The sequence below is a fragment of the Pseudomonas sp. PDM21 genome, assembly GCF_014852505.2.
Classification (GTDB): Bacteria; Pseudomonadota; Gammaproteobacteria; order Pseudomonadales; family Pseudomonadaceae; genus Pseudomonas.
Genome location: NZ_CM181223.1, coordinates 5,018,545 through 5,041,453, shown reverse-complemented (window position 1 = coordinate 5,041,453; position 22,909 = coordinate 5,018,545). Strand labels below are relative to the sequence as shown.

Sequence of the window (22,909 nt, the reverse complement as noted above, 5' to 3'; positions counted from 1 at the left end):
GCCGCCTGCTGCTGGGACAAGCCCGGCGATATCCTGTTCAATTGACGCCCCAGGTCGCCAGCCACTAAGCTGCGCGCCTGCTTCAGGTGCTCCCGGCGCAAGCCGCGAGTGAAACAGGGAAGCCGGTGAAATCGATGCGCAATCGACCATTCCGGCGCTGCCCCCGCAACGGTAAGCGAGCTTCGAACCGCAGACAGCCACTGTGCCACGGCATGGGAAGGCGCGGTTCATCGACAGCCTCACGGCGTCACTCGCAAGCCCGGAGACCGGCCTGCTGCATCGCATGGCATCGCGGGAGGCGCTGCCGACGTCGGCGCTGCGCGCCGCGCGTTGCCGTCCTCCGCCTGCCCCGACTGGTCAGTGCCGCGCGGGTGAGAGCGGCGGAGAATCCTTCAGGTGAAATCCCTATTCCCCAGGTCGACAGCCTCTGTGCTGGGCGACCTCTGCCGCATGGCGCTTCTGCGCGCCTGTGGTTCATCCCTGCCTGTTCCATTCCTCGTTCGCTGCCACCCGGCCGGCAGCCTGACGCCTGCGCAATTCGTTTCAGGAGCAACCACCCATGACTGAATCCCCGGAAAAGGACGAGCGCCATCGCTCGCGCATGCAGCGCAAGAAGGCAGTGATCGACGAGAAGATCGCCCAGGCCCAGGGGGAGCGCGGCGTGTTCCTGGTCAACAGCGGCAACGGCAAGGGCAAGAGCAGCTCGGCCTTCGGCATGGTCGCCCGCGCACTGGGCCACGGCATGAAGGTGGGCGTGGTGCAGTTCATCAAGGGTGCCGCGACCACAGGCGAGGAGGCGTTCTTCCGCCGTTTCCCCGAGGAAGTCAGCTTCCATGTGATGGGCGAAGGCTTTACCTGGGAAACCCAGGACCGCCAGCGCGACATCGCCAAGGCGCAGTTCGCCTGGGACGTGGCGCGCCAGCTGCTGGCCGACCCCGAAGTCGGCCTGGTGGTGCTGGACGAGGTGAATATCGCCCTCAAGCACGGCTACCTGGAGCTGGACACCGTGCTGGCCGACATCGCCGCCCGTCCGCCCATGCAGCATGTGGTCGCCACCGGCCGTGGCGCGCAGCCGGCGATGCTCGAGGCCGCCGACACCGTGACCGAGATGGGCCTGGTGAAACACGCCTTCAAAGCCGGCATCAAGGCGCAGAAAGGGGTGGAGTTCTGATGCATCCCGTTGTGGCGGAGCGCGTCGTATGACCTCGCGCCAATGCCCCGCATTGCTGATCGCCGCCCCCGCTTCCGGGCAGGGCAAGACCACCGTGACCGCCGCCCTGGCACGCCTGCACACACGCCTCGGGCGCAAGGTGCGGGTGTTCAAGTGCGGCCCGGACTTCCTCGACCCGATGATCCTCGCCCGAGCCAGTGACGCGCCTGTCTACCAGCTGGACCTGTGGATGGTCGGCGAGGAAGAGAGCCGTCGGCTGCTGTGGGAGGCCGCCGGCGAGGCCGACCTGATCCTCATCGAAGGCGTGATGGGCCTGTTCGACGGCTCGCCGTCTGCGGCCGACCTGGCGCGGCGCTTCAATGTGCCGGTGATGGCGGTGATCAACGGCCAGTCCATGGCGCAGACCTTCGGCGCCATGGCCGTTGGCATGGCGACCTACCAGAGCGACCTGCCGTTCTCCGGCGTGCTCGCCAACCGTATCGGCAGCCAGCGTCACCGCGACCTGGTGCGCGACAGCCTGCCGGAGTGGATTCGCTGGTATGGCGCGCTGCCGCGCGATACCGAAGTGGAACTGCCCAGCCGACACCTCGGCCTGGTGCAGGCCGACGAGCTGGCTGACCTCGACGCCCGCCTGGACGCCGCCGCCGATGCCCTGGCGGCCAGCGCCAGTACCGAGCTGCCGCTGCCGGTGAGCTTTGCCGCGCCCGAGCCGCGCGGCGAATCCTCCCGCCTCGATGACGTGCGCATCGGCGTGGCGCGGGACAACGCCTTTGCGTTCCTCTACCAGGCCAATCTCGACCTGCTGCGTACGCTGGGTGCCGAGCTGGTGTTCTTCTCGCCGCTGCGTGATGACGCGTTGCCGGAAGTGGACAGCCTCTACCTGCCCGGCGGCTACCCGGAACTGCACCTGCAGGCGCTGGCCGGGAACCGCGCCATGGCCCAGGCCATCCACGCGCATCACGAGATGGGCAAGCCGATCCTCGCCGAGTGCGGCGGCATGCTCTATCTGCTCGATGCGCTGACCGATGTGGCTGGTGAACGCGCCGCACTGCTCGGCCTGCTGCCGGGCGAAGCGCGCATGCAGAAGCGCCTCGCCGCGCTGGCGCTGCAAGCGGTGACGCTGCCCGAAGGCACCCTGCGCGGGCACACCTTCCACCATTCGTTGCTGGACAGCAGCGAGGAGCCGCTGGCCCGTGGCGTCTGCCCCAACGACAAGCCGGTGGCCGAAGCGGTGTTTCGCCGCGGCCGGCTCACCGCCTCCTACATCCATTTCTACCTGCCGTCCGACCCGGACGCCGCAGCCGCCCTGCTGAGACCATGACCGAGCACGCCTACAGCCTTGAGGAGCGCGCCGCGCTCTATCGCGCCATTGCCGAGCGCCGCGACATGCGTCATTTCAGCGGCGGCGAGGTGGCGCCCGAACTGCTCGCGCGCCTGCTCGAAGCGGCGCACCAGGCACCCAGCGTCGGGCTTATGCAGCCGTGGCGGTTCATCCGCGTCACCTCGCGGGATCTGCGCGAAGCGATCCATGGGCTGGTGGAGGCGGAGCGCGTGCGCACCGCCGAGGCACTGGGCGAGCGTTCCGACGAGTTCATGCGTCTCAAGGTCGAGGGCGTGCTCGACTGCGCCGAAGTGCTGGTGGCCGCGCTGATGGATGGCCGCGAAGCGCACGTCTTTGGTCGCCGTACCTTGCCGAACATGGACCTGGCCTCGTTGTCCTGTGCCATCCAGAACCTCTGGCTGGCCTCGCGCGCCGAGGGCCTGGGCATGGGCTGGGTATCGCTGTTCGACCCCGCCGCGCTGGGTGAACTGCTCGGCCTGCCAGTGGGCGCCGAGGCGGTGGCGGTGATCTGCCTTGGCCCGGTCAGCGAGTTCTACCCGGCGCCGATGCTGGCCCTGGAAGGCTGGCGCCAACCGCGCGCGCTCAGCGAGCTGCTGTACGAGAACCACTGGGGAGAACAGCCATGAGCCTGGCCCTGCTGAGCGTCCTCGGCGTGGTGCTGGATGCCCTGTTCGGCGAACCGAGACGCTGGCACCCGCTGGTGGCCTTCGGACGTCTGGCGGATCGGCTGGAGCGGCGTTTCAATCGCTCCCGCGCCGACGCCGGCAAGGACACCCCCGGCCTCGGCTGGCGCAGCCACGGCGTCACCGCCTGGGTACTGGCGGTGATCCCGCTCACCCTGATCGCGCTATTGCTCAGCCTGCTGCCCTATGTCGGCTGGGTCGTGCAGGCGCTCGCGCTGTACGCCGCGCTGGGCCTGCGTAGCCTGGGCGAACATGCCGAGCCGGTGGCACTGGCCCTGCGCGCCGGAGACCTGAACGAAGCGCGCCTGCGCGTGGGCTACATGGTCAGCCGCGAAACCGCCGAACTGGACGACACCGCCGTGGCCCGCGCCGCCACCGAGTCGGTGCTGGAGAACGGTAGCGATGCGGTCTATGCCGCGCTGTTCTGGTTTGCCGTGGCCGGTGCGCCGGGCGTGGTGCTCTATCGCCTGAGCAATACTCTCGACGCCATGTGGGGCTACCGCAACGCGCGCTTCGAACGCTTTGGCTGGGCCGCGGCGAAGATCGACGATGTGCTCAACTACATCCCGGCGCGCCTGGTGGCATTCACCTACGCGCTGCTCGGCCACACCCGTCTCGCCCTGCGTTGCTGGCGCGCACAGGCGCCGCAGTGGGACAGCCCCAACGCCGGCCCGGTGATGGCGACCGGTGCGGGCGCCCTGGGGGTATCGCTCGGTGGTTCCGCCCGTTACCACGGCGAACTCCATGAGCGCCCACAGCTGGGCGAAGGCCCGGCGCCGACCGCCGCGGACATCTGGCGCGCGCTGGCCCTGGTACGTCAGGGCGTGCTGCTGTGGCTGGTGGTCATCTTCATCCTGGGAGTGCTCTGATGCTCGAACATGGCGGCCGGTTGCGCAAAGCGGCGCAGCAATACGGCATTCCGCTCTCCGAGTGGCTCGACCTGTCCACCGGTATTTCGCCCTGGCCCTGGGCGCTGCCCAGCGTGCCGGCAGCCGCCTGGATGCGCCTGCCCGAAGACAGCGACGGCCTGGAAGCCGCTGCGCGCCGCTACTACGGTGCCGAGAAGCTGCTGCCGCTGCCCGGCAGCCAGGCGGCGATCCAGTTGCTGCCGCGCCTGCGCCGGCCGGGCAAGGTCGGCGTGATCTCACCCTGTTATGCCGAGCACGCCGAGTCCTGGCGCGCCGCCGGACACATCCTGCGCGAGGTCAGCGACCAGGAGGTCCCTCATCACCTGGAGCGCTTCGACGTGCTGGTGGTGGTCAACCCGAACAACCCTACCGGTCGGCGCATCGAGGCCGGCGTGCTGCTGGAGTGGCACGCGCGTCTGCAGGAACGCGGCGGTTGGCTGGTGGTGGACGAAGCCTTCATGGACTGCACGCCCGAGCATAGCCTGGCGCCCAGCTGCGCGAGCCGTCCGGGATTGATTGTGCTGCGCTCCTTCGGCAAGTTCTTCGGCCTCGCCGGGGCACGGCTGGGCTTCGCCTTCGCCGAACCGCGCCTGCTGGATAGTCTGGCGAAACTGCTCGGCCCCTGGTCGGTGAACGGCCCGACGCGCTGGGTCGCGCAGGCCGTGCTGGGCGAGTTCCAGGAGCAGATCCAGCGGCGCCGCGATCTGCATGAGGCGAGCCGGCATCTGGCCGGGTTGCTCGGCGAACATGGGTTCGCCCCGCAGGGCGGCACGGCCTTGTTCCAGTGGGTGGTCTCCATGCGCGCCCACGCGCTGCGCGATCACCTGGCGCGCCAGGGCATCCTCGTGCGCCTGTTCGAGACGCCCGGCAGCCTGCGCTTCGGCCTGCCGCCGGACGAGAAGGGCTGGGAACGCCTGGAGCATGGCCTGCGCACCTTCAACCAGATGGAGAGCCTGCGTTGAGCACGCTGATGGTGCAGGGCACGACGTCCGATGCAGGCAAGAGCACGCTGGTGACGGCGCTGTGCCGCTGGCTGCGCCGTCAGGGCGTGGCCGTGGCGCCGTTCAAGCCGCAGAACATGGCGCTGAACAGCGCGGTGACCGCCGACGGCGGCGAGATCGGCCGCGCCCAGGCGGTTCAGGCGCAGGCCTGCCACCTGGCGCCGCACACCGACATGAACCCGGTGCTGCTCAAGCCCAACAGCGACACCGGCGCCCAGGTGATCATCCACGGCCGCGCGGTGACCAGCATGAACGCCGTGGCCTACCACGACTACAAGCGCGTGGCGATGCAGGCGGTGCTTGAATCCCACGAGCGCCTCAGCGCGCAGTACCCGGTGGTGATGGTGGAGGGCGCGGGGTCGCCGGCGGAGATCAACCTGCGCGCCAACGACATCGCCAACATGGGCTTCGCCGAGGCGGTGGACTGCCCGGTGATCCTGATTGCCGACATCGATCGTGGCGGCGTGTTCGCCCATCTGGTCGGCACCCTGGAGCTGCTCTCCGAGAGCGAGCGGGCGCGGGTAAAAGGCTTCGTCATCAACCGTTTTCGCGGCGACATCGCGTTGCTGCAGAACGGCCTCGACTGGCTGGAAGAACGCACCGGCGTGCCGGTACTCGGCGTGCTGCCGTACCTGATGGACTTCCACCTGGAAGCCGAGGACGCCATCGATACCCGTCAGGCCGCCAAGACCGGCGAGCACCTGCGCGTGGTGGTACCGGTGCTGCCGCGAATCAGCAACCACACCGACTTCGACCCTCTGCGCCTGCACCCGCAGGTCGAACTGACCTTCGTCGGCCCCGGCCAGCCGATCCCGCCGGCGGACCTGATCATCCTGCCCGGCTCCAAGAGCGTGCGGCCGGACCTGGCCTACCTCCGTGCCCAGGGCTGGGAAGAGGCGATCCGCCGTCACCTGCGCTACGGCGGCAAGCTGTTGGGCATCTGCGGCGGCTTGCAGATGCTCGGCCGCAGCCTGGCCGACCCGCACGGCCTGGAAGGCGCGGCGGGGGAGAGCGACGGTCTCGGCCTGCTGAACTTCTGCACGGTGCTGGAGCCGGAGAAGCAACTGCGCAACGTCAGCGGCCAGCTGGCGCTGGAAGAGGCTGCGGTGAGTGGTTACGAGATTCATGCCGGCGTCAGCGAAGGCCCGGCGCTGGCGAACCCGGCCGTGCGCCTGAGCGATGGCCGCAGTGACGGCGCGTTGAGTGCCGACGGCCAGGTGATGGGGACTTATCTGCACGGGCTGTTCGAGTCCAGCGCATCCAGCTCGGCGCTGCTGCGCTGGGCGGGGCTGCGCGAGGTGCAGAGCATCGATTACCACGCCCTGCGCGAACGCGACATCGAGCGCCTGGCCGATCAGGTCGAGGCGCATCTGGATACGGAAAAATTGAGTCGGCTGTGCGGACTGTAGGGCGGATGACCGTTCGCGGTTATCCGCCGTTTCGTCTTGCCAATGTTTCGGCGGATAACGCCGGGGGCGTTATGCGCCCTACGGCTGAGGCGGAGGTGCGCGATCCGAACGCCACCATCGCTCCGCGTAGGATGGGTGGAGCGGAGCGATACCCATCAATTCCCTGCTGCGATGCGATGGGTATCGCAGGCTCCACCCATCCTACAGGGACGTCGTCATTGCGGAGAGTCCATGCTTGAACTGATCCTCGGCGGCGCCCGTTCGGGCAAGAGCCGCCTGGCCGAACGCCTGGCGGCGGAAAGCGGACTGCCGGTCACCTACATCGCCACGGCCCAGGCCGGCGACGGTGAGATGTCCACGCGTATTCTCCAGCACCGCGAGCGCCGCCCCGAACACTGGGGCCTGGTGGAAGAACCGCTGGCTCTGGCCGACACGCTGGAGCGCCTGGCGGCGCCGCAGCAGTGCGTGCTGGTGGACTGCCTGACCCTGTGGGTCACCAATCTGCTGATCCATGAAAACGGCTGGCGCCTGCGCGGCGAGATCGACGCGCTGCTGGAAACACTGCCGCAACTGCCCGGACGCATCATTCTGGTCAGCAACGAAACCGGGCTGGGCGTGGTGCCGATGGGCGAACTCAGCCGCCGATATGTCGACGAGGCCGGCTGGCTGCACCAGTCCCTGGCCGAGGTCAGCGAGCGTGTAGTGTTCACCGTCGCCGGCCTGCCCATGGTGTTAAAGGGGGAAGCGTTATGAGTCTGCAATGGTGGCTGCAAGGCACCCAGCCGATCGACCGTGTGGCGCAGGACAAGGCCGCCGCGCGCCAGGACCAACTGACCAAGCCGCGCGGCGCGCTGGGCCGGCTGGAAGTTGAAACCATTCGCCTGGCCGGCCTGCAGGGCCGCGAGCGGCCAACTCTGGAACACATCTGGATCGCCCTGTTCGCCGGTGACCACGGCGTGGTCGCCGAAGGCGTGTCGGCCTACCCGCAGGCGGTGACCGTCGAGATGCTGCGCAACTTCGTGCGCGGCGGTGCGGCGATCAGCGTGCTGGCCCGCGACCTCGACGCGCGCCTGGAGGTGATCGACCTCGGTACTGCCACGCCGCTGGAGCCGCTGCCGGGTGTGCTGCATGTGATGGTCGGAGCCGGCACCGCGAACTTCACCAGGGAACCGGCGATGACCGCCGCCCAGTGCCTGATCGCCCTGGAGTCCGGCCGCGAGTCCGTGCGCCGAGCGCAGCAGGCCGGTGCGGAGCTGTTCATCGGTGGCGAAATGGGCATCGGCAATACCAGCTCGGCGGCGGCTCTGGCCTGCGCCCTGCTGGACGAACCGGCGCAGGTGTTGGTCGGCCCCGGTACCGGGCTGGATTCGCGGGGCGTTGCGCGCAAGGTCGAGGTGATCGACCGCGCGCTGGCGCTGCACCGCGCCCACTGCGACGAGCCCTTCGAGGCCCTGTGCCGTCTCGGCGGTTTCGAGATCGCCGCGCTGGTGGGCGCCTACCTCGCCTGCGCACAGAAAGGTATTCCGGTGCTGGTGGACGGCTTCATCTGCACCACCGCCGCGCTGTGCGCCACTCACCTCAACCCCGGTTGCCGGGACTGGCTGCTGTTCGCTCACGCTGGCGCCGAGCCGGGGCACAATCGCGTGCTGGCCGCGCTCGACGCGCAGCCATTGCTCGACCTCGGCCTTCGCCTGGGCGAGGGCAGCGGTGCTGCGCTGGCAGTGCCGCTGCTGCGTCAGGCGTGCCGGTTGCACAGCGGCATGGCGACTTTCGCCGAGGCAGCGGTGTCGGATCGTCCGGCATGACACTGCGCCTGGAATTGCTGCGTCACGGCGAGACCGAACTTGGCGGTGGCTTTCGCGGCCGCCTGGACGATGCGCTGACCGAAACCGGCTGGGCGCAGATGCGCGGCGCGCTGGGCGATGAGTGCCGCTGGTCGGTGCTGGTCAGCTCGCCTTTGCAGCGTTGCGCGGCTTTCGCCGAGGAGTTGGCGGCGCGCCATGGCTTGCCGCTGGGCTTCGAGCCGGGCCTGCAGGAGCTGGATTTCGGCCAGTGGGAAGGCCTTTCGCCAGCTAAGCTGATGGAGAGCGATGCCGCGGCGCTGGAGCAGTTCTGGAACGATCCGTACGCCTTCCCTCCGCCCGGTGGCGAGGCCATGGGCGACTTCGAATCCCGCGTCTTCGCGGCGCTGCAGCGCCTCTACCAAGCCCACGCCGGATCGTCCGTGCTGGTCGTCACCCACGGCGGTGTGATGCGCCTGCTCGGCGCGCTGGCCAGCGGCCTGCCGGCCAGGCGTCTGCTGGAAGTGGTGGTGGCCCACGGCGAATGCATGGCGCTGGACGTGACCCGCGACGGCGACGGCTGGCGCATCCACAAGGCAAGCAATTGATGAACGACCCGCACCGGGACCGCGAGCAAGAGGCACCCGAGCCCGCCGAGCAGAGCGGGGCGGACGTGCACGCCGCCCACCTCAGCGACTGGCTGCTGCCGCTGGTGGCATTGCAGTTCCTCACCCGACTGCCGGTGCGCCTGGGGCATATGCCGACGCCCGAACAGTTTGGCCGTGCCACCTTGTATTACCCGCTGGTGGGGCTGCTGATCGGTGCCGTCTTGTTCGCCATGGGCGAGTTGCTCAGTGGCGTGCACCTGCTGTTGCAGGCGGCGCTGATCCTGCTGGTGTGGGTAGCTTTCAGCGGCGCTCTGCACCTGGACGGCCTGGCCGATTCGGCCGACGCCTGGATCGGCGGCCTGGGTGATCGCGAACGTACCCTGGCGATCATGAAGGACCCGCGCTGCGGCCCGGCGGCGGTGGTCGCGCTGGTGCTGTTGCTGCTGCTGAAGTTCGCCGCGATCACCGCGATCCTTGGCAATCACCAGCACTGGGGTTTGCTGCTGGCGCCCTGGCTGGGGCGTTGTGCGCTGCCGCTGCTGTTCTTCACCACCGGCTATGCGCGCAAGGGCGGGTTGGGCCAGGCGCTGGCCGATCACCTGCCGCGCGGCGCGATGCCGTGGATGCTGGCGGCCAACGCGGCGCTGATGGTGCTGGTGGGCCTCACCGGCCTGCTGGCGCTGGTGGTCGCGCTGGTGGTGTTCGTCTGGTTGCGCAGCCGCTTCATCGCCCGCCTGGGCGGTACCACCGGGGATACCGCCGGGGCGATGCTGGAGATGATCGAGTGCGCCGTGCTGGTGGCCTTGGCGCTCTGATCTCGCCTTGTCACGAGCCTGGCCTGGACATCCTTGTAGGATGGCGTGGAGAGCAGCGATACCCATTACTGCTCATGCGCCGACCACATGGGTATCGCAAGCTCCACTCATCCTACGTTCTCGATAGCCTGCGCCGCCGGAGCAACCCTGTAGGAGCGAGCTTGCTCGCTCCTACAAAAAGCGCATGCGTCAGTCGAAGGCGAAATGCTCCGTCTTAAGCCCCATGATCGACCGCACCGGCTTCGCCATCGCTGCCGCATGGCCCTTGGCGCGGGGCAGCAGGCGGGCGAAGTAGAAGTCGCTGGTGGCGATCTTGGCCTTGTAGAAGTCGCTCGACTCGCTGCCGCCCTGACGCAGGCGCTTGCGAGCGGCAGCTTCCTGCAGCGCCCAGGAATACGCCAGCGCGGCGTAGCCGGAGAACATCAGGTAGTCGTGGCTGGCGGTGCTCACCAGGTCGCGCTGCTTGCGGGCGGTCAGGGCGATGCGCAGGGTCAGCAGGTTCCACTGCGCGCAGAGCTTGAGCAGCGTGAGCGCGCGGCCGCGCATGGCCGGCTCCTGCTTGAGCAGTTCGACGGCAAACTTCGCCACCTGCCGGGTGAAGTCGCGCACGGCCTTGCCCTGGGTCATCAGCAGCACCTTGCGGCCGAGCAGGTCCAGCGCCTGGATGCCGGTGGTGCCCTCGTAGAGCGTGGCGATGCGCGCGTCGCGGACGATCTGCTCCATGCCGTGTTCCTTGATGTAGCCGTGGCCGCCGAACACCTGCATGCCGAGGTTGGCGCTCTCCAGGCCCAGCTCGGTCAGGTAGCCCTTGAGGATCGGCGTGAGGAAGCCGAGCTTGTCGTCCCAGCGGTCGTACTCGGCGTTGTCGTTGGTCAGCAGGCCCTGGATCATCTTGTCGGCGTACTGGGTGGCCAGGTAGATCAGCGCGCGGCCGCCCTCGGCCACGGCCTTCTGGGTCAGCAGCATGCGGCGTACGTCGCCGTGGTGCATCAGGCTGTCGGCGATCTCGCCCGGCTCCTTGGTGCCGGAGAGGGCGCGCATGGAACGGCGCTCACGGGCATAGGCCAGTGCGCCCTGGTAGGCCAGTTCGGCGGTGGCGACGCCTTGGATGGCGGTGCCGATGCGCGCGCTGTTCATGAAGGTGAACATGCACTCCAGGCCCTTGTTCGGCTCGCCGATCAGGTAGCCGGTGGCGCCGTCGAAGTTCATCACGCAGGTCGCCGAGGCCTTGATGCCCATCTTCTTTTCCAGCGCGCCGCAGGTCACGCCGTTGCGCGGGCCGAGCGCGCCGGCAGACCCGCTGCTTTGGGAGGGTAGAAATTTCGGCACGATGAACAGCGAGATGCCGCGCGTGCCTTTCGGCGCATCGGGCAGTCGCGCGAGGACGATGTGCACGATGTTCTCGGTGAGGTCGTGCTCGCCGGAGGAGATGAAGATCTTGGTACCGGTGATCGCGTAGCTGCCGTCGGCGTTGGTTTCCGCGCGGGTCTTCACCTGGCCCAGGTCGGTGCCGCACTGTGGCTCGGTCAGGCACATGGTGCCGCCCCAGCGGCCTTCGGTGAGCGGGGTGAGGTAGGTGTGTTTCTGTTCCTCGGTGCCGTGCTGCATGACGGTGTTCATCGCGCCCAGCGACAGGCCCGGGTACATCGAGAACGGCCAGTTGGCGGTGCCCAGCATCTCCTGCTTGAGCGCGCCCAGGCTCATCGGCAGGCCCTGGCCGCCATATTCCACCGGGTGCGACAGGCCCTGCCAACCGCCGGCGACATAGGCGTCGTAGGCTTCCTTGAAACCCGCAGGCGTGCGTACTTCGCCGTTCTCCAGGTGGCAGCCTTCCTCGTCGCCGCTGTGGTAGAGCGGGGCGATCACTTCCTCGCAGAGCTTGGCGCACTCGCCGAGGATGGCGTCGACCATGTCCGGCGTGGCTTCGCCGCCGTTGACCAGGTTCTGGTAGTGGCTGGGGAAATCGAAGACCTCGTTGAGCAGGAATCGGGTGTCGCGCAGCGGAGCTTTGTAGACGGGCATCGGGGACCTCGGACCGTGATGCGCCCCGTCGAAAGCGCGGGGCTGGCTGGTCGCAGTTATACGGCCGGCTCCGCAGGATGCCCTTGGCTGCACCAACGCCTCGCACTGGCAGTTGGGACAATAGGCCAGATGGGGCAATCGATCAGAAGGGACAATCAGTCGCGCTGGCCATTGACCGAGCAGGAGTTGCGGGTATATACACGTATCCATGCTGACGACCCAATGCCTCTGCACCAAGCTGCGCCGCTCGGCCCGCGCCGTGACCCGCGTCTACGACGATGCCCTGAGGGGCGTCGGGCTGACCACTGCGCAATTCTCCCTGCTGCGGCACCTGTCGCGGCTGGAGCAGCCGAGCATCTCCGAGCTGGCCGATGCCATGGGCCTGGACCGCAGTACGCTGGGGCGCAACCTCAAGCCGCTGGAGGCCGATGGCCTGGTGAAGCTGGAAGAGGGCAAGGACCTGCGCAACCGTATCGTGGCGCTGACGCCAGCCGGGCTCGAGCGCATCGTGCGAGGTCGCGATGCCTGGGATGCGGCGCAGCAGGATGTGGCGGCGCACCTGGGCGATGAAAAGCGCCGTCAGCTGGAAGCCTTGCTGGATGAACTGGCCGCGCTGGAGAGCTAGCGGCGGCCTGCGTGCTGTTTAGAAGAACGAACAAAAGCGGGTATATACCCGTGCAGGAGCAACTGATGTCGAAGCTGTCGCGCACAGGGTTCTGGATACTGCTATCCGGCGCCCTGATCCTCGCCCTGTCCCTGGGCATCCGCCATGGCTTCGGCCTGTTCCTCGCACCGATGAGCGCCGAATTCGGCTGGGGGCGCGAGACCTTCGCCTTCGCCATCGCCCTGCAGAACCTGATCTGGGGCATCGCCCAGCCGTTCACCGGCGCCATCGCCGATCGCTTCGGCGCCATGCGCACCGTGCTGGTGGGGGGCATTCTCTACGCCGTCGGCCTGGTGCTGATGGGCTATTCAGACTCGGCCTTCAGCCTTTCCATGAGTGCCGGCCTGCTGATCGGTATCGGCCTGTCGGGCACGTCGTTCTCGGTGATCCTCGGTGCAGTCGGCCGCGCGGTGCCGCTGGAGCGCCGCAGTATGGCCATGGGCATCTCGGCCGCCGCCGGTTCCTTCGGCCAGTTCATCATGCTGCCGGGCACCCTCGGGCTGATCGGCTGGCTGGGCTGGTCCGCTGCGCTGCTGGCGCTGGGCCTGCTGGTGGCCTTCATCGTGCCGCTGGCGGCGCTGATGCGCGACAAGCCGCTGCCCATGCAGGGGCACGAGCAGACTCTCGGCGAGGCGCTGCGCGAGGCGGCCGGGCATTCCGGGTTCTGGCTGCTGTCCCTGGGCTTCTTCGTCTGCGGCTTCCAGGTCGTGTTCATCGGCGTGCACCTGCCGGCCTACCTGGTGGACCGCCACCTGCCCGCCACCGTCGGCACTACGGTGCTGGCGCTGGTCGGGCTGTTCAACGTATTCGGCACCTACCTCGCCGGCTGGCTCGGCGGACGCATGAGCAAGCCCCGGTTGCTCACCGGCCTGTACCTGCTGCGCGCGGTGGTGATCGTCGCCTTCATCTGGGCGCCGCTGAGCGTCTGGACGGCCTACGCCTTCGGCATCGCCATGGGGTTGCTGTGGCTGTCCACCGTGCCGCTCACCAACGGCACGGTCGCCACGCTGTTCGGCGTGCGCAACCTGTCGATGCTCGGCGGCATCACGTTCCTGTTCCACCAGATTGGCGCCTTCCTCGGCGGCTGGCTGGGTGGCTACGTGTATGACCACACCGGCAATTACGACCTGGTCTGGCAGGTTTCCATCCTTCTCAGCCTGCTGGCCGGCCTGCTCAACTGGCCGGTACGCGAGCGCCCGGTCGAGCGCCCGGCACTGGGGGCTGCGTGAAGCGCCCGGTGGTGATCGCACTGGTGCTGGGCCTCGGCCTGGCGCTGGCCGGTCTCGCCTGGTGGGGCTGGCAGCGTGGCGGGCTGGCGCTGATGCAGCTCGGAATGGGCAGTTGCTGATGTCCGGCGCGCGGGGTAGCGTGGCCTGATCACCGGAGGATTCCCACGATGCGCCCACGTCTTTCCCTGCTCGCCCTGACCCTGCTGCTGCCGATGGCCGCACAGGCCGCCGACTGCCCGGCGCTGCTCAAGACCCAGGGCGAGTTGCCCAAGCTGCGCTCCAAGGACAGCCTCGATCTCTGCGAACTGTACGCCGGCAAGCCGCTGCTGGTGGTGAACACCGCCAGCCACTGCGGCTTCACTCCGCAGTTCAAGGGCCTCGAGGCGGTCTACCAGCGGTACAAGGGGCAGGGCCTGGAAGTGCTAGGCGTGCCCTCCGACGACTTCAAGCAGGAAGACGCCGATGCCGCCGAGACCGCCAAGGTCTGTTACGGCAACTACGGCGTCACCTTCAACATGACCTCGGTGCAGCATGTCAGCGGTGACGAGGCGATCCCGCTGTTCAAGGACCTCGCCCAGCAGGCCGACCAGGTGCCGCGCTGGAACTTCTTCAAGTACGTGGTGGACCGCCAGGGCAAGGTGGTGGCCCAGTTTTCCAGCCTGACCAAACCGGACGATCCGCAGTTGCAGGCGGCGATCGAGAAGGCTATCGCCAGCCAGCCCTGAGGCGGAGCGACGCGCCATGAAGCCGGGCCCATGCCCGGCTTTTCCTTGCGCCAGAGCGGCGGAAGTGAAATTTCCTGTTACAGGTTCGACGCTGGAGTGCGACAATTCGGGCCCGGCGGCACTGCAATTGGCCGTCGATGTCATGGATACGATTCAGGAGATTCACCCTATGGATGGCAAAGCCCTCTTCCTGGCTGCCTTGCTCGCACAGGCTGTCGCCGCCCCGGCGTTCGCCGCTCCCGCCACCTCCAACCAGAGCGAAGCCCCCGCGGCTGCCGCTGCTCCCGCCGCCGCCGAGTCGGACGAGGAGATGTCGCCTGAGACCTTCGTCGCCAGCCTGCACTTCCAGAAGGGCAAGGTGGTGGTCGGCGACAACCTCGCGACCTTCGACCTGCCGGACAATTTCGTCTTCCTCGACGGCAAGGATGCCGAGCGCGTCCTCGAAGCCTGGGGCAACCCACCCAACGACGAGCCGCCGCTGGGCATGCTGATGCCGGCCGGCGTGTCGCCCTTCGACGCCGAGTCCTGGGCGGTGACCGTGCAGTACGAGGAGAGCGGCTATGTCTCCGACGAGGATGCGGCGAAGATCGACTACGCCGAGATGCTCAAGGACATGCAGGACGACCTCAAGGAAGCCAACCCGCAGCGCGAGCAGCAGGGCTTCGAGGCCATCCAGCTGATCGGCTGGGCCGCGCCGCCGCGCTATGACGCCGCAGAGAAGAAGCTGTACTGGGCCAAGGAGCTGCAGTTCGGCGACGCCAAGGAACACACGCTGAACTACAACATCCGCGCGCTGGGCCGCAAAGGCGTGCTGGTGCTGAACTTCGTCGCGGGCATGGAGCAGCTGCCGGAAATCGAGAAGAACGTCAGCAAGGTGCTGGCGATGACCGAGTTCAACCCGGGAAGCCGCTATGTCGACTTCAACCCCAGCGTTGACAAGGTCGCCGCCTATGGCCTGGGCGCGCTGATTGCCGGCAAGGTCGCCGCCAAGGTCGGCCTGTTCGCCACCCTGCTGGTCCTGCTGAAGAAGCTGTGGATTCTGCCGGCGCTGGCCATCGGCTGGATCGCCCGCCGCTTCAAGCGCAAGCCGTCGAGCGAGGGCTGATTCGACGGCCCGGGTTTCGAGGCATAAAAAAGCCGGGCATTGCCCGGCTTTTTCTTTGGTCCTGAAGGATCAGCCTTTCTCGCCCTGGACGGCCTTGCCGCCCACGGTGCCTTCCTTGAGCATGATCTGGTATTCCTTGCCGTCGGACTCCTGCTGGTACAGGCGCACGAGGAGGAAGTCCCAATCCTTGGCGAACCAGAGGATGGTCTTGCGGTTGCTCTTGGTGGGGTCGCGCACGCGCTCCACCTTGATCGCGGTGATCAGGCCGGCCTGGGTGCGGACCTTTTCTTCGCCGAGCACGCGGAAGTCGTAGGTATCGGTATCGGTACCCTCGATCACCTGGTAGCTCATGGCCTTCTTGCCGACGGCCACGTCATGCTGCAGCGCGAGCTGGTAGGTGGACTTGTCCAGCTGGCCCTTGTTCAGCGGCTGGCGTACCTGGTCGCCACGGTCGCTGCCCAGCACCTGCTTCTCGGCCCAGTCGAAATCGAGCTCGGTCTGCTTGTTCTTGCCCAGGCCTTCGCGGGCCCAGCGGTAGGTCAGTGGCAGGTAGGTGTCGTTCTCGACCTTGAACGTGCTGGTCTCGGTGAGGCTGGCAAGCAGCATGGACGCCTTGAAATCCAGTTCCCAGCGGCCGCCGTCGCCTTGCTTGAGGCTGCGGGAAGCGGTCCCGCTGATCGGCATCTGTTTCCAGTCGGCGGTGTAGCTGGCCTCGAACGGCTTCAGCTCGAAAGCCTGGGCCGGCAGGGTCAGTACAGCCATCAGGAACAGCAGGGCTCTACGCATCACGAATCTCCTAGGTTCGGTACGAATGGCCGGATGCGGGCAGAAGCTCCCCATCCAGCGTGGCGCCATGTTCACCCAGCCTGACTCGGCCTTCGGCGAACCAGCGCATGGCCAGCGGATAGATCACATGTTCCTGCACGTGAACGCGCTGCGCCAGCGTTTCCGGCGTGTCGTCAGACTCTACCGGGATTGCCGCCTGTACGACCAGCGGACCGCCATCAAGTTCCTCGGTGACGAAGTGCACGCTGCAGCCGTGCTCGGCGTCGCCAGCCTCCAGCGCACGCTGGTGGGTGTGCAGGCCCTTGTACTTGGGCAGCAGGGACGGATGGATGTTCAGCAGACGCCCCTGGTAGTGACGCACGAAGTCCGCGCTGAGGATGCGCATGAAGCCGGCGAGCAGCACCAGATCGGCGTCGAAGCCGTCGATGGCCTGGATCAGCGCGGCGTCGAAGCTTTCGCGGTCGGCGTAGGACTTGTGGTCGAGGAAGCGAGTCTCGATGTTGGCCTTTCGCGCACGCTCCAGGCCATAGGCGTCCGCGCGGTTGGAGATCACCGCGCGGATCACCGCCGGCGTATCAGCGCCGGCGAGACTGTCGATCAGGGCTTGCAGGTTGCTGCCGGAGCCGGAAATCAGCACCACGACATTGCAAGGTGTGGACATCAGTGGCCTTTCAGGTTGTTCAGGACCACGCGCTCGGCGTCAGCGGCGCAAGCGTCGATGCGGCCGATGACCCACGGCTGCTCGCCGGCGTCACGCAGGGCCTTCAGGGAAGCCTCGACCTGATCCTGTGCAACGCAGATGACCATGCCCACGCCGCAGTTCAGCACGCGGTGCATTTCGGTCTCGTCGACGTTGCCTTTTTCCTGCAGCCAGTCGAAGACCGCCGGGCGCTGCCAGCTGGCCACGTCAACCACGGCCTGGGCGTTGTCCGGCAGAACGCGCGGGATGTTGTCCAGCAGGCCGCCGCCGGTGATGTGGGCCATGGCCTTGACCGCGCCGGTCTGCTTGATCAGCTGCAGCAGCGGCTTCACGTAGATGCGGGTCGGGGCCATCAGCAGATCGGCCAGGGGCTGGCCGTTCAGCTGGGTGGATTCGATGTCGGCACCGGAGACTTCGATGATCTTGCGGATCAGCGAGTAGCCGTTGGAGTGCGGGCCGGAGGAGGGCAGGGCGATCAGGGCGTCGCCGGCGATCACTTTCGAGCCGTCGATGATCTCGGACTTCTCTACCACGCCGACGCAGAAGCCGGCCAGGTCGTAGTCTTCGCCTTCGTACATGCCCGGCATCTCGGCGGTCTCACCGCCGACCAGGGAACAACCGGCCAACTCGCAACCGGCGCCGATGCCGGTAACCACGGTGGCGGCCACGTCGACATTGAGCTTACCGGTGGCGTAGTAGTCGAGGAAGAACAGCGGCTCGGCGCCGCACACGACCAGGTCGTTGACGCACATGGCGACCAGGTCCTGGCCGATGCTGTCGTGCTTGTTCAGGTTCAGCGCCAGGCGCAGCTTGGTGCCGACGCCGTCGGTACCGGAGACCAGTACGGGCTGCTTGTAACCGGCCGGGATTTCGCACAGAGCGCCAAAGCCACCCAGGCCGCCCATGACTTCCGGACGCGCGGTGCGCTTGGCGACGCCTTTGATGCGTTCGACCAGGGCTTCGCCGGCGTCGATGTCCACACCGGCGTCCTTGTAGCTCAACGAGGGTTGCTTGTTGCTCATAAATCCAGGCCTATAGAAGGGATGATTCGTCTTGCCGCCGGGTGCGCCGTTCGCGCTTCCCGGCCTGCGCGGGAGGCGCGGGATTTTATCAGGCTTGCCCGGCAGCGGCCATCTCGCGCTGTTGCCGCTGGCCGGACGGCTGTTTAAGGTATAGGCCTTCCTTGCCAGCTCGTTGCACGCTGGCATCTTCGTTTTTGCCGCGAGAGCCCGCCATGCGCCTGACCGCCCGCCTGTTGATCCTCTGCCTGTCGCTGTTCAGCCTGCCGTCCTTCGCTGAAACGCTGGGCAACTTGTACCAGGTGCACGAACCGGTCGCTTCCCAGCAGCCGGACGAGCGCAATGCCGGCCTGACCCGTGCCCTGCAGACCCTGGTGCTGCGCCTGACCGGCAACGCCAGCGCCGCACAGAGCCCGGCGCTGGCCGGCTACTTCAAGGACCCGCAGCAACTGATCAGCCAGTACGGCTTCGAGAACGGCCCGCCCATGGCGCTGGTCGTGGACTTCGATCCGACCGCCACCGACAACGCCCTGCGCCAGGCCGGTCTGCCGGTCTGGGGTGCGAGCCGGCCGAGCGTGCTGGCCTGGTGGCTGAATGAAAGCGCCAACGGCAGCAGCCTGGTGGGCGACAGCCAGGAAGCCTCCGCCCCGCTGAACCGTGCGGCCCAGCGCCGCGGACTGCCGCTGCGCCTGCCGATGGCCGACCTCAGCGAGCAGCAGGTCGGCACTGCCGAGAACCTCAATGCCGCCCAGCCTGACGCTCTGAAAGCTGCCTCCGAGCGCTACGGCGCCGATGCCCTGCTGGCGGTGGACGCCAAGGAAGCCGACGGCAAGTGGACCGCCACCTGGCGTGTGTGGATGGGCGACGGCCGTGAACAGGGCCAGGCCCAGGGCGATACCCCGGACGCGCTGGCCGATGCGGTGATGCTCGGTGTTTCGCAGCGCCTGTCGCAGCGTTTCGTCGGTTCGGCAGGCACGGCTTCTGCCCAGGTCCTGCAGATCGAGGGCGCCGACCTGGCCCGTTACGCCGAAGTCTCGCGCCTGCTGGAGCCGATGGGCGCCAAGCTGGTGGAAGTCCAGGGTAACAAGCTCGTCTACCGCGTGACTGCCAGCGCCGAGCAACTGCGTGCGCAACTGGCGCTGGCCCGCCTGCAGGAAGCCCCGGCCGAGCCGGCGCAACCCGCGGTCGACGCCAATGGCCAGCCGGTGCCGAACGCAGCCGTTCCGGCCCAGAACACCCTGCGCTTCCACTGGTGACGAGCGCTACGGGGGCGGGCAAAGTCCCGCTTCCTGGCGTCGGTGGCTCTGAGTCGCACGTGGTAGCTGCGTTATCCTTCTGATTTGGATAAACTTTCAGTCACCAAGGCCCACCCCAAGCGATTGAAGAAACGCCGGCCCGGCATGACTCCTATGCAGCTCCCACTCAGCGTACGTCTGCGCGATGACGCAACGTTCGCCAACTACTACCCCGGCGCCAACGCCGCGGCGCTCGGCTATGTCGAGCGACTGTGCGAGCCCGAGGCGGGGTGGACGGAAAGCCTGATCTATCTCTGGGGCGCCGAGGGCGTGGGCCGCAGCCACCTGCTGCAGGCTGCCTGCATTCGCTCCGAGCAGCTGGGTGAGCCGTCGGTCTACCTGCCGATGGCGGACCTCGTGGCCTACGGTCCGGAAATCTTCGACAACCTGGAACAGCGCGAGCTGGTTTGCCTGGACGATCTTGATGCCCTGGCCGGCAAGCGTGAGTGGGAAGAGGCGCTGTTTCACCTGTTCAACCGCCTGCGCGATTCTGGCCGCAAGTTGCTGCTGTCCGCCTCGGTGTCGCCGCGCGAGCTGGGGGTGAAGCTGCCGGACCTGAAATCCCGCCTGACCCTCTCGCTGATCTTCCAGCTGCACCCGCTGACCGACGACGAGAAGCTGCGCGCCCTGCAGCTGCGCGCTTCGCGCCGGGGTCTGCACCTGACCGACGAAGTGGGACGCTTTATCCTTACTCGCGGCGCGCGCAGCATGCAGTTCCTCTTCGACCTGCTGGACGAACTGGACAAGGCCTCGCTGCAGGCCCAGCGCAAGCTGACCATTCCCTTCCTCAAGGAAACCATGGGCTGGTAAGCCCCGGTTTCCTCGATTCGCGGTTTCCGATCAGGCGCTCGTCGCTTCCTGTTGTGGCTCCTGGCCTTCGCCCGCCAGTTTGCGGTCGTACTGGAAGCGCCAGCGCGTGTACATCAGCGCCGAACAGAACAGCGACACGCTGAGGATGATCTCTGCCCAGCCGAAGATGGCGTGGTTGGGATCGAAGGCGTTGAGCACGCCGAGGATGAAGTACAGGTTGATCACGTAGCACGCCCAGGCGTGGCCACGCGCGCTGCCAATCAGGATCCCCGGCGCCACCACCAGCAGCGGCAGCAGCTTGAAGCCGAGGAAGGCCCACGGTACCCAGTGCGCGCCACCGTGGGCGTCGGCAAACAGCACGTCCCAGATGACGATGAGCAGAATCAGCCCGATGAAGCTGCCGAGGGCGACCGCGCGGCTGGCGGCCAGCCGGGGTTTGAGCCATTCCATGGGCGGCAGCGGTTTGTTCTTGCGGGCCATTCAGCTCTCCAGTTTGCGGGCAACTTCGGCCAAGCGCTTGCCCAGCGCGCGGCACAGGGTGATTTCGTGTTCGTCCAGGCTGCGCTTACCGTCGGCTGTGGCGAAGTGGCTGGCGCCGTAGGGCGTGCCGCCGCCGCGGGTTTCCAGCAGGGCGGGCTCGCTGTAGGGGATGCCGGTGATGAGCATGCCGTGGTGCAGCAGTGGCAGCATCATCGACAGCTGGGTGGTCTCCTGGCCGCCGTGCAGGCTGGCGGTGGAGGTGAACACAGCCGCCGGCTTGCCCACCAGGCCACCGGTCAGCCACAGGCTGCTGGTGCCGTCGAGGAAGTACTTGAGCGGCGCGGCCATATTGCCGAAGCGGGTCGGGCTGCCGAGGACGAGGCCGGAGCAGTCCTTCAGGTCATCCAGGTTGGCGTAGAGCGCGCCTTCGGCCGGGATATCCGGGGCGACGGCTTCGCATTCGGTGGAAACCGCCGGCACCGTGCGCACGCGCGCTTCCAGTCCGCCCTGCTCGACGCCACGGGCGATCTGCCGCGCCATTTCGGCGGTGGCGCCGTGGCGGCTGTAGTACAGGACCAGGATATAGGGAGTGCTCAAGGCAGGATCTCCAGTACCTTCTCCGGCGGACGGCCGATCACTGCCTTGTCGCCAACGATGACGATCGGGCGCTCGATCAGCTTGGGATGGCTGGCCATCGCCGCGATCAGCTGGTCATCGCCCAGTGCCGGGTTGGCCAGGTCCAGTTCCTTGTATTCGTCCTCGCCGGTGCGCAGCAGCTGGCGTGCGACGATGCCCAGCTTGCCGAGCAGCGCCTTGAGTTCGGCGGCGCTGGGCGGGGTTTCCAGGTAGCGCACGATGGTCGGCTGGAGACCGCGCTCTTCTAGCAATTCGAGGGCGCCGCGGGATTTGGAGCAGCGCGGATTGTGGAAAATTGAAATCTGGCTCATGTGCCGGGACTCGCAAGGCCGATGAAGTGGCGGCTATTCTAACCGCCTCCTCGGACTGGACTGAACCGCTGTCGTTCGCCGCGATCTACGAGGACGGATTTTTCAGTGCAGCCAAAGGACACTTCATGCACGAACGCTTGCAGGGCCTGGTCGAATTCGGCCGCTATCTGGTCCAGCGTTTCCTGGCCGACAAGGCGCCCAACAGCGCAGCAGCCTTGACCTACACCACGCTGTTCGCGGTCGTTCCGATGATGACTGTGACTTTTGCCATGCTCTCGGCAGTTCCGGCCTTCGAGGGCATGGGGGAGCGCATCCAGCTGTTCGTGTTCCGCAACTTCGTGCCATCCACCGGCGAGGCGGTCGAGGCCTACCTGCGCAACTTCACCGTGCAGGCGCGGCATCTGACGTGGCTGGGCGTGGCTTTCCTCGCGGTCACGGCCTTCACCATGCTGGTGACCATCGAGAAGGCTTTCAATGCCATCTGGCGTGTGCGTCAGCCGCGCCGGGGCGTGACTCGTTTCCTGCTGTACTGGGCGATTCTCAGCCTGGGCCCACTGTTGCTGGGCACCGGTTTCGCCGTGTCCACCTACATCACTTCGCTGTCGCTGCTCTCCGGCCCCCATGCGCTGCCGGGCGCGGCGATGCTGCTGAAGTTCATGCCGCTGCTGGCCAGCGTGGCGGCCTTCACCCTGATCTACGCGGCAGTACCCAATGCGCGGGTGCCGTTCCTTCACGCGCTGGCGGGAGGCGTCTTCACCTCGATCCTGTTCGAGGCGGCCAAGTCGCTGTTTGGCTTCTATGTGAGCTTCTTCCCTGGTTACAAACTGATCTACGGCGCCTTCGCCACCGTGCCGCTGTTCCTGCTCTGGGTCTACCTGTCGTGGCTGATCGTGCTGTTTGGTGCCGAGCTCGTCTGCAACCTGTCCTCGACCCGGCTCTGGCGCCGCCGCGCCCTGCCGCGCCTGCTGGTGATCCTTGGCGTGCTGCGGGTGTTCTTCGACCGTCAGCGCCACGGCCTGCCGACGCGCTTGGTGCATCTGCACCGCGCCGGTTGGCTGCTGCCCGAAGACGAGTGGGAAGAAGTGCTGGATTTCCTCGAGGGCGAGCAACTGGTCTGCCGTGCCGGCTCGACCACCGCGGCCTGGGTGCTGTGCCGCGACCTGGGCAGCTACAGCCTGCATCACCTGCTCAACCGCAGCCCCTGGCCGCTGCCTTGCCTGGAGGCGCTGCCGGCGGAGCTGGATGAGCCCTGGTACCCGGAATTACGGGAAACGCTGGCGCGCTACCAGGCGGATCGTCAGGCGCTTTTCGGTGACAGTCTGGCGAAATGGTTGAAGCCGTCACATTCCGAGTGACGCAAAACGTCAGTTTGCGGCGAATCTGATGCCTTGACAGCTTTGTACCACTTC

Annotated in this window: 25 protein-coding genes and 1 riboswitch; of the genes, 18 read left to right on the top strand and 7 right to left on the bottom strand. The window is 67.2% G+C overall.

Annotation, left to right across the window (positions count from 1 at the left end; translation table 11 throughout):
- Positions 1-67: 67 nt before the first annotated feature.
- Positions 68-289: riboswitch (cobalamin riboswitch) on the top strand.
- A gap of 270 nt (positions 290-559) precedes the next feature.
- From cobO to IB275_RS23175, 10 genes are all read left to right on the top strand, one after another.
- Positions 560-1,171 carry a cob(I)yrinic acid a,c-diamide adenosyltransferase gene (gene cobO, locus IB275_RS23220; RefSeq protein ID WP_081520122.1) on the top strand — a complete coding sequence of 204 codons (612 nt, stop codon included), beginning with the start codon at positions 560-562 and terminating at the stop codon, positions 1,169-1,171.
- 28 nt (positions 1,172-1,199) lie between these two features.
- Complete coding sequence (locus tag IB275_RS23215) at positions 1,200-2,492, top strand: cobyrinic acid a,c-diamide synthase CobB (RefSeq protein ID WP_192291407.1); 1,293 nt, start codon at positions 1,200-1,202, stop codon at positions 2,490-2,492.
- Positions 2,489-3,139 carry a 5,6-dimethylbenzimidazole synthase gene (gene bluB, locus IB275_RS23210; RefSeq protein ID WP_192291405.1) on the top strand — a complete coding sequence of 217 codons (651 nt, stop codon included), beginning with the start codon at positions 2,489-2,491 and terminating at the stop codon, positions 3,137-3,139. The genes IB275_RS23215 and bluB overlap by 4 nt, the downstream gene beginning before the upstream one ends.
- Positions 3,136-4,065: an adenosylcobinamide-phosphate synthase CbiB gene (gene cbiB, locus IB275_RS23205; protein WP_192291403.1), complete on the top strand. Its 930-nt coding sequence runs from the start codon at positions 3,136-3,138 to the stop codon at positions 4,063-4,065. Before bluB ends, cbiB begins: the two co-directional genes overlap by 4 nt.
- Positions 4,065-5,066 carry a threonine-phosphate decarboxylase CobD gene (gene cobD / locus IB275_RS23200; protein ID WP_192291401.1) on the top strand — a complete coding sequence of 334 codons (1,002 nt, stop codon included), beginning with the start codon at positions 4,065-4,067 and terminating at the stop codon, positions 5,064-5,066. Before cbiB ends, cobD begins: the two co-directional genes overlap by 1 nt.
- A gap of 8 nt (positions 5,067-5,074) precedes the next feature.
- Entirely contained in the window at positions 5,075-6,514 is a 1,440-nt protein-coding gene (locus tag IB275_RS23195; RefSeq protein ID WP_192292521.1) for a cobyric acid synthase, read from the top strand.
- 231 nt (positions 6,515-6,745) lie between these two features.
- Complete coding sequence (cobU, locus tag IB275_RS23190) at positions 6,746-7,267, top strand: bifunctional adenosylcobinamide kinase/adenosylcobinamide-phosphate guanylyltransferase (RefSeq protein WP_192291399.1); 522 nt, start codon at positions 6,746-6,748, stop codon at positions 7,265-7,267.
- Positions 7,264-8,319, top strand: coding sequence for a nicotinate-nucleotide--dimethylbenzimidazole phosphoribosyltransferase (gene cobT / locus IB275_RS23185; protein ID WP_192291398.1), 1,056 nt, complete (start codon positions 7,264-7,266; stop codon positions 8,317-8,319). The genes cobU and cobT overlap by 4 nt, the downstream gene beginning before the upstream one ends.
- Positions 8,316-8,903 (top strand): histidine phosphatase family protein, encoded by a 588-nt coding sequence (locus tag IB275_RS23180; RefSeq protein WP_192291397.1) that lies wholly within the window; start codon positions 8,316-8,318, stop codon positions 8,901-8,903. Before cobT ends, IB275_RS23180 begins: the two co-directional genes overlap by 4 nt.
- Positions 8,904-8,995: 92 nt before the next feature.
- Positions 8,996-9,718, top strand: coding sequence for an adenosylcobinamide-GDP ribazoletransferase (locus tag IB275_RS23175; RefSeq protein WP_225601626.1), 723 nt, complete (start codon positions 8,996-8,998; stop codon positions 9,716-9,718).
- 189 nt (positions 9,719-9,907) lie between these two features.
- Here the strand turns inward: IB275_RS23175 and IB275_RS23170 are convergent, their stop codons facing one another.
- Positions 9,908-11,740: an acyl-CoA dehydrogenase C-terminal domain-containing protein gene (locus tag IB275_RS23170; protein ID WP_192291395.1), complete on the bottom strand. Its 1,833-nt coding sequence runs from the start codon at positions 11,738-11,740 to the stop codon at positions 9,908-9,910.
- A 208-nt stretch (positions 11,741-11,948) separates the two neighbouring features.
- On the opposite strand from IB275_RS23170, the gene IB275_RS23165 reads away from it, so the two are divergent.
- The 5 genes from IB275_RS23165 (at position 11,949) to IB275_RS23145 (ending at position 15,463) form a co-directional block, all read left to right on the top strand.
- Positions 11,949-12,365 carry a MarR family winged helix-turn-helix transcriptional regulator gene (locus tag IB275_RS23165; RefSeq protein WP_192291394.1) on the top strand — a complete coding sequence of 139 codons (417 nt, stop codon included), beginning with the start codon at positions 11,949-11,951 and terminating at the stop codon, positions 12,363-12,365.
- A 74-nt stretch (positions 12,366-12,439) separates the two neighbouring features.
- Positions 12,440-13,633, top strand: a complete 1,194-nt coding sequence (locus IB275_RS23160) for an MFS transporter (protein ID WP_192292518.1) — start codon at positions 12,440-12,442, stop codon at positions 13,631-13,633.
- Entirely contained in the window at positions 13,630-13,752 is a 123-nt protein-coding gene (locus IB275_RS23155) for a hypothetical protein (RefSeq protein ID WP_255302887.1), read from the top strand. Before IB275_RS23160 ends, IB275_RS23155 begins: the two co-directional genes overlap by 4 nt.
- Before the next feature lie 48 nt (positions 13,753-13,800).
- Positions 13,801-14,358, top strand: coding sequence for a glutathione peroxidase (locus tag IB275_RS23150; RefSeq protein ID WP_192291393.1), 558 nt, complete (start codon positions 13,801-13,803; stop codon positions 14,356-14,358).
- 169 nt (positions 14,359-14,527) lie between these two features.
- Positions 14,528-15,463 (top strand): DUF2167 domain-containing protein, encoded by a 936-nt coding sequence (locus IB275_RS23145; protein WP_192291391.1) that lies wholly within the window; start codon positions 14,528-14,530, stop codon positions 15,461-15,463.
- Positions 15,464-15,532: 69 nt separating this feature from the next.
- On the opposite strand, the gene IB275_RS23140 is transcribed toward IB275_RS23145, so the two are convergent.
- From IB275_RS23140 to purM, 3 genes are read right to left on the bottom strand one after another with little or no spacing between them, the layout of a single operon-like run.
- Positions 15,533-16,249, bottom strand: coding sequence for a DUF3108 domain-containing protein (locus IB275_RS23140; protein ID WP_081520136.1), 717 nt, complete (start codon positions 16,247-16,249; stop codon positions 15,533-15,535).
- 10 nt (positions 16,250-16,259) lie between these two features.
- On the bottom strand, positions 16,260-16,910 hold the full coding sequence (gene purN, locus IB275_RS23135; RefSeq protein WP_081520137.1) for a phosphoribosylglycinamide formyltransferase: 651 nt from the start codon (positions 16,908-16,910) through the stop codon (positions 16,260-16,262).
- Positions 16,910-17,971 (bottom strand): phosphoribosylformylglycinamidine cyclo-ligase, encoded by a 1,062-nt coding sequence (gene purM, locus IB275_RS23130; protein WP_192291389.1) that lies wholly within the window; start codon positions 17,969-17,971, stop codon positions 16,910-16,912. The genes purN and purM overlap by 1 nt, the downstream gene beginning before the upstream one ends.
- A gap of 212 nt (positions 17,972-18,183) precedes the next feature.
- Here purM and IB275_RS23125 point away from each other — a divergent pair, with 212 nt between their 5' ends.
- A complete protein-coding gene (locus IB275_RS23125; RefSeq protein ID WP_192291388.1) occupies positions 18,184-19,224 on the top strand; it encodes a DUF8605 domain-containing protein in 1,041 nt (346 codons plus the stop codon).
- Between the two features lie 144 nt (positions 19,225-19,368).
- Positions 19,369-20,073, top strand: a complete 705-nt coding sequence (gene hda, locus IB275_RS23120) for a DnaA regulatory inactivator Hda (RefSeq protein ID WP_024764559.1) — start codon at positions 19,369-19,371, stop codon at positions 20,071-20,073.
- 30 nt (positions 20,074-20,103) lie between these two features.
- Here hda and IB275_RS23115 read toward each other — a convergent pair whose 3' ends face one another.
- The 3 genes from IB275_RS23115 to arsC are packed head-to-tail and all read right to left on the bottom strand — an operon-like array spanning position 20,104 to position 21,500.
- Positions 20,104-20,553 carry a DUF2069 domain-containing protein gene (locus IB275_RS23115; protein WP_151187994.1) on the bottom strand — a complete coding sequence of 150 codons (450 nt, stop codon included), beginning with the start codon at positions 20,551-20,553 and terminating at the stop codon, positions 20,104-20,106.
- Complete coding sequence (wrbA, locus tag IB275_RS23110; protein ID WP_192224075.1) at positions 20,554-21,150, bottom strand: NAD(P)H:quinone oxidoreductase; 597 nt, start codon at positions 21,148-21,150, stop codon at positions 20,554-20,556. It lies immediately after the preceding gene.
- On the bottom strand, positions 21,147-21,500 hold the full coding sequence (arsC, locus tag IB275_RS23105) for an arsenate reductase (glutaredoxin) (RefSeq protein WP_192291387.1): 354 nt from the start codon (positions 21,498-21,500) through the stop codon (positions 21,147-21,149). Before arsC ends, wrbA begins: the two co-directional genes overlap by 4 nt.
- A gap of 125 nt (positions 21,501-21,625) precedes the next feature.
- On the opposite strand from arsC, the gene IB275_RS23100 reads away from it, so the two are divergent.
- On the top strand, positions 21,626-22,855 hold the full coding sequence (locus IB275_RS23100; protein ID WP_081520143.1) for a YihY family inner membrane protein: 1,230 nt from the start codon (positions 21,626-21,628) through the stop codon (positions 22,853-22,855).
- The last annotated feature ends 54 nt before the right edge of the window (positions 22,856-22,909 follow it).

Excerpts from the sequence above, each read along its gene's own strand:
- cobD (WP_192291401.1), top strand. The coding sequence starts at position 4,065 with ATGCTCGAACATGGCGGCCGGTTGCGCAAAGCGGCGCAGCAATACGGC.
- purN (WP_081520137.1), bottom strand. The coding sequence starts at position 16,910 with ATGTCCACACCTTGCAATGTCGTGGTGCTGATTTCCGGCTCCGGCAGC.
- hda (WP_024764559.1), top strand. The coding sequence starts at position 19,369 with ATGACTCCTATGCAGCTCCCACTCAGCGTACGTCTGCGCGATGACGCA.
- IB275_RS23165 (WP_192291394.1), top strand. The coding sequence starts at position 11,949 with ATGCTGACGACCCAATGCCTCTGCACCAAGCTGCGCCGCTCGGCCCGC.
- IB275_RS23215 (WP_192291407.1), top strand. The coding sequence starts at position 1,200 with ATGACCTCGCGCCAATGCCCCGCATTGCTGATCGCCGCCCCCGCTTCC.
- IB275_RS23125 (WP_192291388.1), top strand. The coding sequence starts at position 18,184 with ATGCGCCTGACCGCCCGCCTGTTGATCCTCTGCCTGTCGCTGTTCAGC.
- cobT (WP_192291398.1), top strand. The coding sequence starts at position 7,264 with ATGAGTCTGCAATGGTGGCTGCAAGGCACCCAGCCGATCGACCGTGTG.
- cobO (WP_081520122.1), top strand. The coding sequence starts at position 560 with ATGACTGAATCCCCGGAAAAGGACGAGCGCCATCGCTCGCGCATGCAG.
- IB275_RS23180 (WP_192291397.1), top strand. The coding sequence starts at position 8,316 with ATGACACTGCGCCTGGAATTGCTGCGTCACGGCGAGACCGAACTTGGC.
- cbiB (WP_192291403.1), top strand. The coding sequence starts at position 3,136 with ATGAGCCTGGCCCTGCTGAGCGTCCTCGGCGTGGTGCTGGATGCCCTG.
- IB275_RS23145 (WP_192291391.1), top strand. The coding sequence starts at position 14,528 with ATGGATGGCAAAGCCCTCTTCCTGGCTGCCTTGCTCGCACAGGCTGTC.
- IB275_RS23195 (WP_192292521.1), top strand. The coding sequence starts at position 5,075 with ATGGTGCAGGGCACGACGTCCGATGCAGGCAAGAGCACGCTGGTGACG.
- bluB (WP_192291405.1), top strand. The coding sequence starts at position 2,489 with ATGACCGAGCACGCCTACAGCCTTGAGGAGCGCGCCGCGCTCTATCGC.
- cobU (WP_192291399.1), top strand. The coding sequence starts at position 6,746 with ATGCTTGAACTGATCCTCGGCGGCGCCCGTTCGGGCAAGAGCCGCCTG.
- IB275_RS23140 (WP_081520136.1), bottom strand. The coding sequence starts at position 16,249 with ATGCGTAGAGCCCTGCTGTTCCTGATGGCTGTACTGACCCTGCCGGCC.
- arsC (WP_192291387.1), bottom strand. The coding sequence starts at position 21,500 with ATGAGCCAGATTTCAATTTTCCACAATCCGCGCTGCTCCAAATCCCGC.
- IB275_RS23115 (WP_151187994.1), bottom strand. The coding sequence starts at position 20,553 with ATGGCCCGCAAGAACAAACCGCTGCCGCCCATGGAATGGCTCAAACCC.
- IB275_RS23150 (WP_192291393.1), top strand. The coding sequence starts at position 13,801 with ATGCGCCCACGTCTTTCCCTGCTCGCCCTGACCCTGCTGCTGCCGATG.
- IB275_RS23100 (WP_081520143.1), top strand. The coding sequence starts at position 21,626 with ATGCACGAACGCTTGCAGGGCCTGGTCGAATTCGGCCGCTATCTGGTC.
- purM (WP_192291389.1), bottom strand. The coding sequence starts at position 17,971 with ATGAGCAACAAGCAACCCTCGTTGAGCTACAAGGACGCCGGTGTGGAC.
- IB275_RS23170 (WP_192291395.1), bottom strand. The coding sequence starts at position 11,740 with ATGCCCGTCTACAAAGCTCCGCTGCGCGACACCCGATTCCTGCTCAAC.